This is a genomic window from Neobacillus niacini NBRC 15566, assembly GCF_001591505.1.
GTDB lineage: Bacteria > Bacillota > Bacilli > Bacillales > Cytobacillaceae > Neobacillus > Neobacillus niacini.
Map to the genome: position 1 here is coordinate 211,242 of NZ_BCVA01000003.1, position 13,424 is coordinate 224,665.

At 39.6% G+C, this 13,424-nt stretch carries 16 protein-coding genes; 13 read left to right on the forward strand and 3 right to left on the reverse strand.

Features of this window, described 5'->3' with window-relative positions; genetic code table 11:
* The first annotated feature begins 40 nt into the window (after positions 1 to 40).
* From BANA01_RS04435 to BANA01_RS04480, 10 genes are all read left to right on the forward strand, one after another.
* Entirely contained in the window at positions 41 to 1,345 is a 1,305-nt protein-coding gene (locus tag BANA01_RS04435) for a 2-hydroxyacyl-CoA dehydratase subunit D (RefSeq protein ID WP_063251835.1), read from the forward strand.
* Between the two features lie 98 nt (positions 1,346 to 1,443).
* A complete protein-coding gene (locus BANA01_RS04440) occupies positions 1,444 to 2,352 on the forward strand; it encodes an acyl-CoA dehydratase activase (protein WP_082799386.1) in 909 nt (302 codons plus the stop codon).
* 27 nt (positions 2,353 to 2,379) lie between these two features.
* Entirely contained in the window at positions 2,380 to 3,168 is a 789-nt protein-coding gene (locus BANA01_RS04445; RefSeq protein WP_063251836.1) for an enoyl-CoA hydratase/isomerase family protein, read from the forward strand.
* A 12-nt stretch (positions 3,169 to 3,180) separates the two neighbouring features.
* Positions 3,181 to 3,948, forward strand: coding sequence for an SDR family NAD(P)-dependent oxidoreductase (locus tag BANA01_RS04450; RefSeq protein ID WP_063251837.1), 768 nt, complete (start codon positions 3,181 to 3,183; stop codon positions 3,946 to 3,948).
* A gap of 16 nt (positions 3,949 to 3,964) precedes the next feature.
* Positions 3,965 to 4,981, forward strand: a complete 1,017-nt coding sequence (locus BANA01_RS04455; protein WP_063251838.1) for a hypothetical protein — start codon at positions 3,965 to 3,967, stop codon at positions 4,979 to 4,981.
* A gap of 31 nt (positions 4,982 to 5,012) precedes the next feature.
* Positions 5,013 to 6,200 carry a CaiB/BaiF CoA transferase family protein gene (locus BANA01_RS04460; protein ID WP_063251839.1) on the forward strand — a complete coding sequence of 396 codons (1,188 nt, stop codon included), beginning with the start codon at positions 5,013 to 5,015 and terminating at the stop codon, positions 6,198 to 6,200.
* Positions 6,201 to 6,234: 34 nt separating this feature from the next.
* On the forward strand, positions 6,235 to 7,017 hold the full coding sequence (locus BANA01_RS04465; RefSeq protein ID WP_063251840.1) for an enoyl-CoA hydratase/isomerase family protein: 783 nt from the start codon (positions 6,235 to 6,237) through the stop codon (positions 7,015 to 7,017).
* A 23-nt stretch (positions 7,018 to 7,040) separates the two neighbouring features.
* On the forward strand, positions 7,041 to 7,817 hold the full coding sequence (locus tag BANA01_RS04470; protein WP_082799387.1) for an enoyl-CoA hydratase/isomerase family protein: 777 nt from the start codon (positions 7,041 to 7,043) through the stop codon (positions 7,815 to 7,817).
* Positions 7,818 to 7,845: 28 nt separating this feature from the next.
* Positions 7,846 to 8,691, forward strand: a complete 846-nt coding sequence (locus BANA01_RS04475; protein WP_218008379.1) for a 3-hydroxybutyryl-CoA dehydrogenase — start codon at positions 7,846 to 7,848, stop codon at positions 8,689 to 8,691.
* A 137-nt stretch (positions 8,692 to 8,828) separates the two neighbouring features.
* Positions 8,829 to 9,227, forward strand: a complete 399-nt coding sequence (locus tag BANA01_RS04480) for a PaaI family thioesterase (protein ID WP_063251841.1) — start codon at positions 8,829 to 8,831, stop codon at positions 9,225 to 9,227.
* Between the two features lie 136 nt (positions 9,228 to 9,363).
* Here the strand turns inward: BANA01_RS04480 and BANA01_RS30285 are convergent, their stop codons facing one another.
* From BANA01_RS30285 to BANA01_RS04495, 3 genes are all read right to left on the reverse strand, one after another.
* Positions 9,364 to 9,999, reverse strand: coding sequence for a thiamine pyrophosphate-dependent enzyme (locus BANA01_RS30285; RefSeq protein ID WP_235847059.1), 636 nt, complete (start codon positions 9,997 to 9,999; stop codon positions 9,364 to 9,366).
* A 136-nt stretch (positions 10,000 to 10,135) separates the two neighbouring features.
* Positions 10,136 to 11,026, reverse strand: coding sequence for a thiamine pyrophosphate-binding protein (locus BANA01_RS30295; RefSeq protein ID WP_063251843.1), 891 nt, complete (start codon positions 11,024 to 11,026; stop codon positions 10,136 to 10,138).
* A gap of 228 nt (positions 11,027 to 11,254) precedes the next feature.
* Positions 11,255 to 11,482: a hypothetical protein gene (locus BANA01_RS04495; protein ID WP_063251844.1), complete on the reverse strand. Its 228-nt coding sequence runs from the start codon at positions 11,480 to 11,482 to the stop codon at positions 11,255 to 11,257.
* A 259-nt stretch (positions 11,483 to 11,741) separates the two neighbouring features.
* On the opposite strand from BANA01_RS04495, the gene BANA01_RS04500 reads away from it, so the two are divergent.
* The 3 genes from BANA01_RS04500 to BANA01_RS04510 all read left to right on the forward strand — a co-directional run bounded on the left by BANA01_RS04500 (position 11,742) and on the right by BANA01_RS04510 (position 13,303).
* Positions 11,742 to 12,245 carry a DinB family protein gene (locus BANA01_RS04500; RefSeq protein ID WP_063251845.1) on the forward strand — a complete coding sequence of 168 codons (504 nt, stop codon included), beginning with the start codon at positions 11,742 to 11,744 and terminating at the stop codon, positions 12,243 to 12,245.
* 211 nt (positions 12,246 to 12,456) lie between these two features.
* Positions 12,457 to 12,837 carry a hypothetical protein gene (locus BANA01_RS04505; RefSeq protein ID WP_063251846.1) on the forward strand — a complete coding sequence of 127 codons (381 nt, stop codon included), beginning with the start codon at positions 12,457 to 12,459 and terminating at the stop codon, positions 12,835 to 12,837.
* The gene (locus tag BANA01_RS04510) at positions 12,827 to 13,303 is read left to right on the forward strand and encodes an MltG/YceG/YrrL family protein (RefSeq protein WP_063251847.1); all 477 of its coding nucleotides are present in this window, start codon (positions 12,827 to 12,829) and stop codon (positions 13,301 to 13,303) included. Before BANA01_RS04505 ends, BANA01_RS04510 begins: the two co-directional genes overlap by 11 nt.
* Positions 13,304 to 13,424: the final 121 nt, after the last annotated feature.

The following is a 13,424-nucleotide window of genomic DNA, read 5'->3' on the forward strand; positions in this document are numbered from 1 at the left end:
AATTAAAAAAAGCAAACAAAATCGAGAGGAATGATGATAGATGGCAGTACAGGAAGCGAAAAGAGCAAATCGATTAAAATCCGGAAAATTGGTTAACAAGCTTGTCAATGAGTATTGGGAAGATTTAATCAATGCAAAAAAGACTGGTAAAAAGGTCGTTTATACTACTGGACTACCAATTGGACCATTTATGGCGGCACAGGATATGGCTTGGATACACGGTGAAGGGTACGGTGCACGTGTAGCAGCTAGACACGAGGAAAAAGAACCGCAAACCTTTGCTGAGAACAAGGGATTTAATCGTGAACTTTGCTCTTATGCAAGAACACAAATGGGTTGTGCAATGTTTGCTGAGTTAGGTGTCCCGGATGATTTAAACCCAGGTCCAATTGCGACCGAAATCCCAGCACCTGATGCGATTGTTACTTGTTATCCAGGTTGTTCAACTGGACCACAGTGGGATTGGGCAATCGAGCGTGTGTTTGGTAAAAAAATTCCATGGTTCAATGTGGTTATTCCGTATCATATGGGGCGTAACGGTTCTACCTATATGAAAGGGGAAGAATTTGAGGAAAATGTAAAATATGTTGTTAGACAGTTTGAAGATTTGATTAAGTTTTTAGAGGTAGTTAGCGGCAAGCCATATAACTGGGATAAGTTCCAAGAACTAATGGGTGTTACGAAGAAAGTTGGTCAGCTTCGCATGGAAGCGATGGAACTTTGTAAGGCGAAACCAGCTCCTGCCAGCTTCTTTGACTGGTCCATTCAAATTGCACCGGTCAACTATCTCACAGCATGGCCAGGAACAATCGAAGCCATGCAAGCCGTTAAAGACGAGGTTCAAGAGAGACTCGACAACGGTGTTAGTGCTGTACCGAATGAAAAGTATCGTATTTTCTGGGAAGGAATTATGAATTGGAATAAGCTGGGCTGGATGGCTGATAAGTTTGCAAGCTATGATGCCACAGTTGTTGCGGGTCGATATACGCATATGGCCTTCTGGCACGAGCCTGATACGATCGATCCTGAACATCCATTAAGAGGCATTGCGATTAACCATCTGGAATGTCAGCTTAACCTTGGCTACCCGATTACCGAAGAGCGAATGATGACACTTTCCAAAGATTATTCCATCGACGGTATTGTCTTCCATGGTGCAAGAACTTGCCGATCCTTCTCACGTTCGCATTTCTTATTAGCTGAAAACTTAAATAAAAAGATGGGCATTCAATCTACTTCTTTTGAGGGTGATATGGTGGATGATTCCTTCTATAAGGAAGAACTCGTTAATACTCGAATCGAAGCACTGATTGAAAGTCTCGAAGCACAAAAAAGCAGAGGATAATAAATTGTAGATCTGTCCGGGGCAGTGGTTCCCGGACAGGTGTAAACAGGGAGAAGTAATCCCTTAAAGAAAAACAGAATAATGAAGGAGAGAGTTAAATGACATCGAAAAGTGATGGTTCTTCCTTTTTTACAATGGGTGTGGATAGCGGTTCCTTAACGGGAAAAGCAGTAATAATTGATGGAAATAAACGAATTGTTTCATATAGTGTTAAACAATTGGGATTTGTTAGTCAAAAAGCCGTCATGATGGCGATTGATGACGCTTTGGAAAAAGCAGGACTGGTTCTTGATGATATTGCTTATACCGTAAGCACAGGTTATGGCCGGAAAAGGTTAGAAATTGCCGGTAAGAATCTTACTGAAATTAGCTGTCACGCAAAAGGAGCTAACTACCTTTTTCCAGAAGTAAAAACAGTCATTGATATTGGCGGTCAGGACAGTAAGGTAATCGCGGTCGATCCTTCGGGAAATGTTAAAAATTTTGCGATGAACGACAAATGTGCTGCTGGGACTGGTCAATTCCTCGAAGTTCTTGCGAGAGCGTTGGACGTTGAATTAACTGAAATTGGCGAGCTGTCGATGCAATCAGATGCGGATATCAAAATCAGTTCCATGTGTACAACATTTGCTGAGTCAGAAGTCATTTCCTTAGTGGCAGAAGGTCACACAACGGTAGACATTCTTTCTGGTATGCATAAGGCGATCTCGGGGAGAATGAAAGGATTGGTTGGGCGTGTTGGATTGCAGAAGCCAGTGATGATGACTGGTGGTGGGGCCAAAAATATTGGATTGGTTCATGCTCTAGAAAAATCCTTAGGTGAGTCTATTTTTATTCCTGATGAACCTCAGATTATAGGTGCTCTAGGGGCTGCGTTATTTGCAAATGATTTCGCAACGGGTAATCGGAAAAAAGTAGAAGAGGAACAAGATTTGGATAAGGCTCGGGCACCTGCTAAGGATTGCGGTACTTGTTCCGTACAGAATTACCAATTAAACAAAAACTGATATTTTTTTAATGGAAAGGAGAAAGCCATGCAGTTTGAAACTATTCAATTTGAGCGCCGCGGTGCCGGTGCTTGGATTATTTTAAATACTCCAAAGAATATGAATTCTGTTTCGTTATCCATGCTTAGTGATTTAGAGCGAGCTTTAATAGAATGTGAGTCCGATAGCAGTATTAAGGCCGTTATCCTTACAGGTGCAGGTTCTGCCTTCTGTGCTGGGGCGGACCTCAAAAATGTTCTTTCGTCCTTAAACAATTCAGAACCTGGGACGAAGGACTTTTTAGATATGTTCGATGAGGTTTGCGGTCTGCTTCGTAAAATGCCAAAACCAGTTATTGCGGCCGTCAATGGTTTAGCACTCGCGGGTGGTCTGGAGATTGTCATGTGCTGTGACATTGTTTTTGCTGCTGAAAGCGCTAAGATGGGGGATGCTCATTCTAACTTTGGCGTTTTTCCTGGTGCGGGTGGTGCGGCAGTGCTGCCGAAGAAAATCGGGCTAAATCGCGCTAAACATCTTCTTTTTAGTGGTGATTTCATCACTGCTGCCGAGATGGAAAGATTCGGATTAGTTAATCAGGTTGTTGGTGATGGACAGCTTTTGGAGGAAGTGGAAGACTATGTTGAGAAGCTTGCTGCTAAAAGTCCATTGGTGCTCCAACGAATGAAAGAAGTAGCGAACGCTTCTGTGGATCAAACACAGGAAGCAGCGTTACGCCATGAGATGATTCATTTACGGCAGCATGTTCGCTCCTATGACTTAGCAGAAGGACTTAAAGCTTTTACAGAAAAACGCAAACCTGAATTTAAGGGCTATTAAGGAGAGAAAAAAATGAATATTGAAAATCGTGTATTTATCATAACCGGCGGGGCATCGGGCCTTGGTGAATCTTGCACAAGGCTGTTTGTGGAACACGGTGCAAATGTCGGAATTTTAGATATGAATGAAGACCGCGGAGAAAGTCTTGCTAGAGAACTTGGTGAATCCGTTGTTTTTTGCAAGACTGACGTAAGTGATGAAAATTCTGTACGTGAAGCGGTGGAAACTGTCTCGAACACTTTTGGCGGGATTCATGTGGCAGTCAATTGTGCAGGTCTTATTTTTGGTGCAAAGATCCACTCCAAAAAGGGACTTTTCCCAATGGATAAATTTAATAAGGTAATCCAAGTCAATCTAATTGGTACGATGAATGTGGTTCGATATGCTGTTCAAGAGATGTTGAAGAATGAACCTGATGAAAATGGTGAAAGAGGAGTTATTGTAAATACTGCTTCTGCAGCAGCCTTTGGCGGTCAGCTAGGACAAGCGGCGTATAGTGCATCAAAAGCTGGAGTAGTCGGGATGACTCTTCCAATTGCTCGGGAGATTGGGGATTATGGGATGCGGATTGTTGCGATTTCCCCAGGGCTTTTTGATACACAAATGTCTAGTGGAATGCCTGAGAACTTTAAACAGGAAGTAACCCAACATATTCCTTTCCCAAAGAGGCTCGGTAAGCCGTCTGAATATGCAGCAACGGTTAGACATATTGTTGAGAATCCATATTTAAATGGAACAACGATTATGCTAGACGGTGCAGCACAGCTGCCAGCAAAGTAAATGGAGGAATTGGGTCATGACCATAGACTTTCGTAAACAAGAAGAATGGTTCAGCTTTCGAGATACTCAGGGAAATGGTATTGAACGTAAAACAGAAATTCGGTTTGACCCGCTGACAGGGGAATCATCTCGGCTTATTTTTGATCCTGGGCTGAACATACAGCCGCCTGATTATACCGAGGCTGCTATGCAAACAGGTGGAAAGAAATGTCCGTTTTGCACCGAAAACATTCTCAAGCTGACACCATTATTTAATAGTGAAATAGCAGATCAAGGGAAAATTTTTCAAGGAAATGCCATTGTATTTCCAAACCTATTCCCCTATAGCAAACATAATGGAGTTGTTATTTTTTCTGAACAGCATTATGTGAGGTTAGAGGATTTTACAGTCGAAATGATAAAAGATGCCTTTTTTGCTGCACAAACCTATATACAACGTGTAGCCGCTACAGATAGTAGTGCAAAGTATGCGTCCATCAACTGGAATTACCTTCCATTATCAGGAGGCAGTATTCTTCATCCGCATATTCAAGTAATGGTTTCTGATTCTCCGACAAATTATCAAAGAATTACATTAGTAAAAACACTTGCTTTTGAACGTGATACAGGAAGGGAATATTTTGCGACATTATGTAAAACTGAAAAAAAGCAAGAAGAAAGATGGATCGGTGAAACTGGAGATATTGCTTGGCTTCACGCCTTTGCACCGAAAAGTCATAATGATTTCTTAGCTGTTTTTACAAAAGCCTATTCGATTGACGAAGTAACCGAACAAGATTGGCTTCATTTTTCGAAAGGTTTACTTTCTATTTTTGCAACTTTAAGTGAACAGGGATTTGCTAGTTTTAATTTAATGGTTCATATTTCACCATACCCGCAAATGAAGCAGCCGATTCATGTTCGTCTTGTACCGCGTCTTACTCTCGGTTATCTAAATACAAGTGATACAAACTTCTTCCAATCGCTGCATCAAGAACCACTATCATTTAAACTACCAGAAGAAATATCAGCGATGGCTCGAAAGCATTTTTGAAAAAATAAAATGGATAGGAAAGGAGAAAAAAATGGCTGGAGCACTAGAAGGTTTAAAAATATTAGATTTCAGTACATTGGTTCCGGGGCCATATGCCACTATGTGTTTGGCGGATATGGGTGCAGAGGTATTAAGGATAAAATCGGGGTCGCGCCCAGATGTAGTCGATTTTCTACCACCTTTTCTCCCTGGAACAGAGTTGTCAGCCGTCTCGGCACAATTGAGCAGGAACAAAAAGGTTATGCCCCTCAATCTTAAGGATCCTCGTGCAGTTGACGTGATTCACCAGCTTTTAGGCGAGTATGATATTATCATCGAACAATTCCGACCAGGTGTGATGGCGAAACTGAACCTTGATTACGAGAGTCTTAAAAAAGTAAATCCAAGATTAATTTATTGCTCCTTAACAGGGTACGGTCAGACAGGACCCATGAGGGATCGTGCAGGTCATGACATTAACTACATAGCCATGTCGGGTGTTGCTTCTTATTCAGGAAAAAAAGAGTCAGGACCTCCGCTGATTGGCATACAAGTAGCAGATATTGCTGCTGGTTCCAACAATGCTATCATTGGAATTTTGTCTGCTGTTATTTATCGAGAGAGAACTGGCAATGGTCAGCATATTGATGTTTCAATGACCGATGGAATGATTGCGTTTAATTCATTTATGCAGGGTGCTAGCTATCTAGTAAATGGTAAAGACATTGGAATGGAGGAAAATCTCCTCAACGGGGGCTCTCTTTATGATTACTATGAAACTCAGGATGGTAGATACCTTAGTTTCGGTGGTGTGGAACCACAATTTTTCAAGGCCTTTTGTCAAACTATTGGTCGACCTGAACTGGCTGCAGGAGGCGTGGAACCAAAAAATGTGGCTCAAATCAAAGAAGAGATTCGTGAGATTTTAAGGACGAAGACGTTAGAAGAATGGATGGGATTATTTAATGCTGCAGACGCCTGTGTCGAGCCCGTACTATCATTAGGTGAAGTATTAGAGGGAACTCTTGTTGAAGAGCGAGGGATGGTGGTTGAAGTTCCAGGACCAAAGGGGTCAACCGTCAAACAAATTGCCAATCCGATAAAGTTTTCTGAATCTATTCCTCAGTATCGTCATACGGGTATACCACTATCAGAGGCGAATACAGAAGAGGTGATGAAAAATCTTGGCTATTCTTTAGAAGAAATCGAGGAATTTAGTGCAACTGGTCTATTCCGTTAATAGAGTTCATTTTTCATAGATGGAGGTAAGAATGATGTTGAAGACACTTTTTGTAAAATTAAATCTAGAAAAAGAGACAGCAGTGATTACGATTGAAAATCCACCAGTAAATGCACTGAGCGCACAGATTATGGAAGAACTGGATCAGACTTTGGACTTGGTAAGGGTAAATTCTGATGTTCAAACCGTTATTATTACTGGTGGCGGTGACAAAGCGTTTGTAGCTGGAGCAGACATTAAACAGTTTATTGATATGACTCCTGAAGTAGGATACGACCTTGTGAAAATTGGCCACCAAATTTTTAATAAGATTGAAAGTTTTGAAGTTCCGGTAATTGCTGCGATTGAAGGATTTACTCTTGGAGCTGGTTGTGAATTAGCGATGGCGTGTGATATTCGGATTGCAGGTGAAAAAGCATTATTCGGACAGCCTGAGGTGAATTTAGGAATTATTCCAGGCTATGGAGGAACGCAGCGTTTGCCTAGATTAGTAGGAGCTGGGAAAGCGAAAGAGCTTATTTTTACCGGAGATAACATCGATGCTAGTGAGGCATACCGAATCGGTTTAGTAGATATCCTTGTTCCAGCAGGTGAAGCACTAAATCGTGCACATACTTTATCTGCGAAGATAAAGAAAAAAGGGCCACTTGCTATCAAAGCTGCCAAAAAGGCGATTACCCAAGGTCTAAATTTGCCAATGGATGAAGCATTAGAGCTTGAGGCAGTTCAATTTAAAAGCCTTTGTTCAACGGAGGATCAAAAGGAAGGTGCACGAGCATTTTTAGCGAAGGAAAAGCCGCTGTTTCAAGGAAAATAATTTTTTATAGAGGAGAAATAACAATGTCTCAACCTATAATCGTAAAAATTGAGAACGGTATTGGTTCTATTTTTCTAAATCGGCCTAAAAAGTTAAATTCTTTATCTACTGATTTAGTAGAGGATTTAACAGAAGCGCTTATAAGTCTGGATAAAAATCCAGAAGTGAAAGTTATTGTTTTATCAGGCGAGGGGAAATCCTATTGTGCTGGAGGAGATTTAGAAACGATTCAGCAATTTACGAAACAAAGGGAAATTATCTCTTATTTAGATAAAGCGATAAATGTAACTCGAGTAATTTTGAATATGGATAAATATGTGATATCAGCTGTTCATGGTTTTGCAGCAGGAGCCGGATTTAGCCTAGCATTGGCTTCAGATTTCATTGTAGCTGACTCGACAGCTAAGTTTGGCTTAAGCTTTGTGAATATTGGAGTTATTCCGGATTTGGGCTTAATCAAGTTACTATCTGAACGAGTGCCCACTGCCATTGCGAAGGAATGGATTGTTACCGGAAAGATTTTAGGTGTAGAAGAGGCGGAAACATGGGGAATTGTTAATAAGGTAGTGGATGGTGATTTACTTCAAGGCGCAAGTGAATTCGCACAGAAAATTATGAATGGGCCGCCATTAAGTAATAGTTACGTGAAGAAAATGTTGAATCATACAGCCCAACTTCCTTGGGAGGCATTTTTAGAACAAGAAACTATGGTTCAAGCCAATCTTATTGCAAGTGAAGATATGCAAGAAGGTGTGAATGCATTCTTGGAAAAACGGGCTCCTAAATTTACAGGGGTATAATATAAGAATAATATTTGGAGGGTGTAACATGTCTATTAAAACCATCGGTGTGATTGGGGCCGGGAGCATGGGATCGGGTATCGCTCAGGTAGCTGCGTGTGCGGGTTTCCAAATCATTTTGTCAGATATTCAAGAGGATTATTTAACAAGAAGTTTAGGTATTATCAAAAAGAGCTTGGAGAAACTTTCTTCAAAGGGGAAACTTAATGATACTGTTGAGACTATTCTAGAGCGTTTTACAGCGTCTACTAGATTGGATGATTTGAAAGAGGCTGACATAGTTTTTGAAGTAATTATCGAGAATATGGAGAAAAAGAAAGAGTTGTATAAGGAGATTGACCAAATATGTAAGCATGAGACTATTTTCTGTTCTAATACATCTGGCTTAAGTATTACCGAAATGGCTTCTGCTACGAAACGGGCAGATAAGGTCATCGGGACTCACTTTTTTAACCCAGTACCGCTTATGGAACTAGTCGAAATCATCCGTGGCAATGATACTTCAGATGAAACCTATATGATTGCCAAGGATTTGTGTGAAAGCTTTGGCAAGAAATCGATTACGGTAAATGAAGCACCATTATTTGCAGTAAACAGAATATTGGCACCAATGATAAACGAGGCAATTTTCGTCCTGCAAGAAGGGGTTGCCACAAAAGAAGATATCGATCTTGGTATGAAACTAGGAGCCAACCATCCAATTGGTCCATTAGCCCTAGCTGACATGATCGGGCTCGACGTCATGCTCATGGTAATGGAAACACTCTACGAAGAAACAGCCGACTCCAAATACCGCCCTGCTACATTATTAAGAAAATTGGTTCGCGCAGGACACTACGGCAGAAAGACCGGCCGCGGATTTTACGAATATTAATTTTTGGGTGCCATTTTTGGTGCCAGTCACCGCTCGTGGACAAATCAACTAATTTGTCCTTCTGAGGTAGACGGTTGAATGAAGGGTGAAATCTATATGAGTAGATTCAACCTATTTTTTAGTGTATATATGGGGTGATGAAGCTGGAAACACAGTATATTAAAAATCCATTCGATCATTTATTGAATTGTAAATATGAAAAAATTAGTGATACTAATTTAAAAGTTATATTGCCAGTGCAGCCATTACTTTTAAACACAGTAGGGTATGTTCAAGGTGGAATTATTAGTTTATTGGCAGATTTAGCAATGGGCAATGCCTGTAATGCCTTTGATGAAGATGAAAATTCACTACAATCAGTCGTAACAGTCGATCTCAAAACCACCTACCTTAAAGGAGCAAAAGGTGATTTCCTTACCGCAGATGCCCACCTCATCAAAAAGGGAAGGACCCTTAACCATCTTTACTGTAATATCTACAATGACCAAGACGAACTAGTCGCAAATGCAGCCGGCATATTTGCTAATTTAGAATAGATATAAATTGGTGCCTGTCACCGCTCGTGGACAAACCACCCATTTTGTCCGCCTGGGGTGGACAGTTGATTGTCGTCTTAAAGGATTAAGGAGAAAAACTCCAAACCTTTGTATTATACAAAGGTTTGGAGTTTTTTTAACGGGATAGTAGGATTTGATCGTTGCTATGATTCGGGGGCACCATCGGATACACGTTTTCTTCTTCCATTACATTGAACGCGATGAGAACGGGCCCTTTATGTTGAAATGCCTCAGCAATAATCAGCTTGGCTTCATTCTCTGATTGGGCCTTGAATCCTGTCACACCATAGGCCACGGCGAGTTGAACGAAATTTGGGGAAATCATTTTAACTTCTGAATAACGTCCCTGATAAAACAGTTCTTGCCATTGGCGGACCATGCCTAGATAGCAATTGTTTAAAATCGCAATTTTAATTGGAAGCTGATACTTCACTATCGTAATCAATTCCTGAATATTCATTTGAAAACTGCCATCACCAGATACACAAATAATGGATTTTCCCGGATGGGCGGCAGCTGCCCCAATAGCAGCAGGCAATCCATATCCCATCGTTCCTAGGCCGCCGGATGTAATAAGTGTTCTTGGCTGAGTAAACGCATAATGATGAGCCGTCCATATTTGATGCTGACCTACATCTGTTACTACAATGGTATCAGGAGCGGAATAGTCACTTAAGAGCCGAATTACGGTCTGAGGTTTAAGCAGACTATTGGATTTATCAAATCGGGGGACAGTCCGTTTCCATTCCACCACTTCGTTTGTCCAGATTTCGGTATTATTACTAATTTGTTGATAATCTAAATAATTATTTAGTTTTAAAATGAACTCTTTGGCATCACTGACAATGGGTAAATCTACTGAAATGATTTTATTGATTTCAGCAGGGTCAATATCGATATGAATCTTCTTCGACTTTGGTGAAAAACCGCTTAATTCTTCCTGTCACACGATCACTAAAACGAACCCCAATACAAATTAAAAGGTCAGCATGGTGTACAGCTTTATTGGCAGCAAACGTCCCATGCATCCCTAACATCCCTAAGTATAACGGGTTTCGTGCTTCCATTGCACCTATACCTAAAAGGGTACTTACGACCGGCATACGGGACTTCTCCACAAACTCTCTTAAATGATTTGTTGCACCGGAAGCAATGACACCGCCTCCTATAAAAAGAACAGGTTTTCTGGCATTTTCAATTAAATCTTTTGCTGCATTAACTGATTTTTCAAGGATAGTCTTATTGACTTTTGTTGTATTCTGACGATTCGTTGGAATATTTTTTATAGTCGTTTCTGAGGAGAGTTCAATTAAAACAGGACCTGGTCTGCCATCAGCAGCTATCGTTATTGCCTTTTTAAAAACATCGTTAAAACCTTGCAGGGCATTAATTTTAGAAGCATGCTTAGTGATGGGCAGCGTGAGTCCTGAAATATCTAATTCTTGCAGTGCTTCTTTTTTAAATGGATCTTGCCTAAGAGGACCTGCGATTATGACTAACGGTATGGAGTCACTAAAGGCTGTTGCAATCCCTGTAACTCCATTTGTGATTCCGGCAGCAGATGTAAGCAGGACCACCCCAGGACGTCCAGTTGCTCGTGCGTACCCATCTGCAGCATGAACGGCAGCCTGCTCATGCTTCATTTGATAATAACGGAATTTAGAGTCTTTAAAGGTGAAAAATTCTTGTTGATCACAACCAAAGAAACAATCCACAGCAAGTGAGCTAAAAGAGTTAAATAATATATCTACATCCAAATATTCTGTTACTACTGACATTTCTACACCCGATTTCTATTTTTAAAGTACATTCTAAAATATTTGGATTCTTTTGTATGTGAAATAAATCATGATTACTAAGTTTTTTATTATTTTCCAGTTTTAAACGTTATCCATCTTTTATGCAACTTCTTTTTACTCGTTTTACAAACATAGAGAAAGTGTTAAAACAAAACCCCTATCTTTTAAAAAGTAGGGGTTTTGTTTGTTGAATATGGAAGAATTATCTTATTTTTCTGGTTGTAAGGGGGTTTTTTTCTGTAAGTCTAGTCTGTTATCTTGGTTTTTATAATCATTATTACTCTCATTTACATTTGGTTTACGTTCGTAACGAACAGGACGAAAATTTACATCATTTTCATGATTTAATGATTCTCTTTTTTCTGTATTACAAGCTGTTAATAATTCTACCGCTAGAAAAGTAATCAAAATAGATATTTTCCATTTTATCTTCATACGACTACTCCTTGATTTCATTTTATTGGTTTAATTTTACTATGTACATTGATGAATTTTTTAGTCGTAAAGTTAAAATATACAATTTAGGATTCACTCTAGCCATCGAAGCAATAATGGTTCCAAGTCCCCAATATTCACGCCTAATTATTAGGATTTCCAATAGAAAATCTTAGTTAGCATGGATAATTTTGTATTATCAGTATAAGTGGTATAATATGGCTAAGGTAATCAAAAATTTAGTAATGGAGGACATACAATGTATACAGCAATCTCTCAATTTATTGATGAATGGAATCAAGAAGCGGCTTCAACACAAAAGGTATTAGACGCTCTAACTGATCAATCACTGCAACAGAAAATTTCACCTGAAGATCGTACATTAGGCTCTATTGCTTGGCACATCGTTGCTAGTACTCCAGGGATGCTAATGGAGTTTGGTGTAACGGTAAAAGGTGTGGAGAATGAATTAAGTGTTCCAACTTCGGCAAGGGAAATAGCAGAGACGTTCCGAAGCGTTAGTGCAGAAACTAGTGAAGCAATTAGACAACAATGGACAGATGAAAACCTTAGTGAAACTAAAAACGTGTTTGGAAGAGAACTGCAAAAAGCTTCCATGCTTAATATGCTAATCAAGCATATTGTGCATCATCGTGGACAAATGACCGTCCTGATGCGTCAAGCAGGCGTTCAGGTTCCAGGAATATATGGTCCATCGAGGGAAGAATGGAGCCAAATGGGGATGGAAGCACCATCTATTTAAACCATTATCCAGAAGTTAAGCACCCATTTTTTGGGTGCTTTTTTTCGGTTCACCAACCAAAAACATATAGCAAATGAAATCCTTATCACCTGTTTTTTGACAAATCTCTCAGACTTTTGATGTATTTTGTAGAATAAAATCGAAATTTATTTATTTTGGATGTATAATAGATTCTTGTGTTGGTCTATTAACAAGAAGGAGGTAGATTTCGATGGAATGGACTTTATTCGGATTGTTTCTTCTTTCCGCATTATTGCTCGTTTTTTCAATAGTTAAGACATACCGTGACTCAAAGCTTGAAAAAAAGCAAATTGATTTAGTACATGTATCCATGATGAAAGAAATCAATAGCATTCAAGACTCAATCCGAGATATCGAGCTTGATATAGAAGTTGTAACAAAAGAAGCTGGAATTCAACTTTCTGCAGAAGAGAAGCTTTTTATGCGTGAAGTAATAGATTTATATAGACGTAATTACTCGATTGAAAGCATCGCTGAGATGAAAGAAGTACCAGTAACAGAAATTGAACAGCTGCTAACACCTTATCTGAAAATAAAGGATGAAGGGGGACTAGTTGCCAATGCGAATTAATTTATTGAGCAGCTTTGCAGCAGGAATTCTTATTGCTACAACGATTTGTGGTGTGGTTTACTTTACTGATGATTATCCCGATCAAAAAGCATCAGCAAAATCTTCCCAGAAAACTCAACTAACTAAAGCAGAAATGAAGGATCAACTTGAATCTGCTGGTTATGTTGTGCAAACAAAAGAAGAGTTAGAAAAGACTTTGCAAGCAGCAAAGGATGTTGAAACGAAGCCTGCAGATAAAGAAGGTAAGGATAAACCCGTAACTCAAGTAGTTGTAAATGTAGCAGATGGAATGACAAGTATTGATGTTGCTAATGTTCTTCTTCAAGCTCAATTGATTCCAGATGCTTTCAAATTCACTCAAGATATTGAAGCAAGAGGGTTACAAAATGCCCTACGACCAGGTTCATTTACAGTTAATAGTGGAATGTCATACGACCAAATCATTGCAACAATTTTTACGAATTAAATAGCGTATGTAAAAGCCGTTCTCTTTTTAGAGGCGGCTTTTCTTAATGGAGAAATCTACTAGTATATTCCAATTATGCTCCGGTATGATAAAATAAGAATATTATATATTTAGAGGAGTT

What these genes read in the sequence shown, in the direction of transcription:
- BANA01_RS04435 (WP_063251835.1), top strand. Translation starts at nt 41, where the DNA reads ATGGCAGTACAGGAAGCGAAAAGAGCAAATCGATTAAAATCCGGAAAA.
- BANA01_RS04440 (WP_082799386.1), top strand. Translation starts at nt 1,444, where the DNA reads ATGACATCGAAAAGTGATGGTTCTTCCTTTTTTACAATGGGTGTGGAT.
- BANA01_RS04445 (WP_063251836.1), top strand. Translation starts at nt 2,380, where the DNA reads ATGCAGTTTGAAACTATTCAATTTGAGCGCCGCGGTGCCGGTGCTTGG.
- BANA01_RS04450 (WP_063251837.1), top strand. Translation starts at nt 3,181, where the DNA reads ATGAATATTGAAAATCGTGTATTTATCATAACCGGCGGGGCATCGGGC.
- BANA01_RS04455 (WP_063251838.1), top strand. Translation starts at nt 3,965, where the DNA reads ATGACCATAGACTTTCGTAAACAAGAAGAATGGTTCAGCTTTCGAGAT.
- BANA01_RS04460 (WP_063251839.1), top strand. Translation starts at nt 5,013, where the DNA reads ATGGCTGGAGCACTAGAAGGTTTAAAAATATTAGATTTCAGTACATTG.
- BANA01_RS04465 (WP_063251840.1), top strand. Translation starts at nt 6,235, where the DNA reads ATGTTGAAGACACTTTTTGTAAAATTAAATCTAGAAAAAGAGACAGCA.
- BANA01_RS04470 (WP_082799387.1), top strand. Translation starts at nt 7,041, where the DNA reads ATGTCTCAACCTATAATCGTAAAAATTGAGAACGGTATTGGTTCTATT.
- BANA01_RS04475 (WP_218008379.1), top strand. Translation starts at nt 7,846, where the DNA reads ATGTCTATTAAAACCATCGGTGTGATTGGGGCCGGGAGCATGGGATCG.
- BANA01_RS04480 (WP_063251841.1), top strand. Translation starts at nt 8,829, where the DNA reads ATGAAGCTGGAAACACAGTATATTAAAAATCCATTCGATCATTTATTG.
- BANA01_RS30295 (WP_063251843.1), bottom strand. Translation starts at nt 11,026, where the DNA reads ATGTCAGTAGTAACAGAATATTTGGATGTAGATATATTATTTAACTCT.
- BANA01_RS04495 (WP_063251844.1), bottom strand. Translation starts at nt 11,482, where the DNA reads ATGAAGATAAAATGGAAAATATCTATTTTGATTACTTTTCTAGCGGTA.
- BANA01_RS04500 (WP_063251845.1), top strand. Translation starts at nt 11,742, where the DNA reads ATGTATACAGCAATCTCTCAATTTATTGATGAATGGAATCAAGAAGCG.
- BANA01_RS04505 (WP_063251846.1), top strand. Translation starts at nt 12,457, where the DNA reads ATGGAATGGACTTTATTCGGATTGTTTCTTCTTTCCGCATTATTGCTC.
- BANA01_RS04510 (WP_063251847.1), top strand. Translation starts at nt 12,827, where the DNA reads ATGCGAATTAATTTATTGAGCAGCTTTGCAGCAGGAATTCTTATTGCT.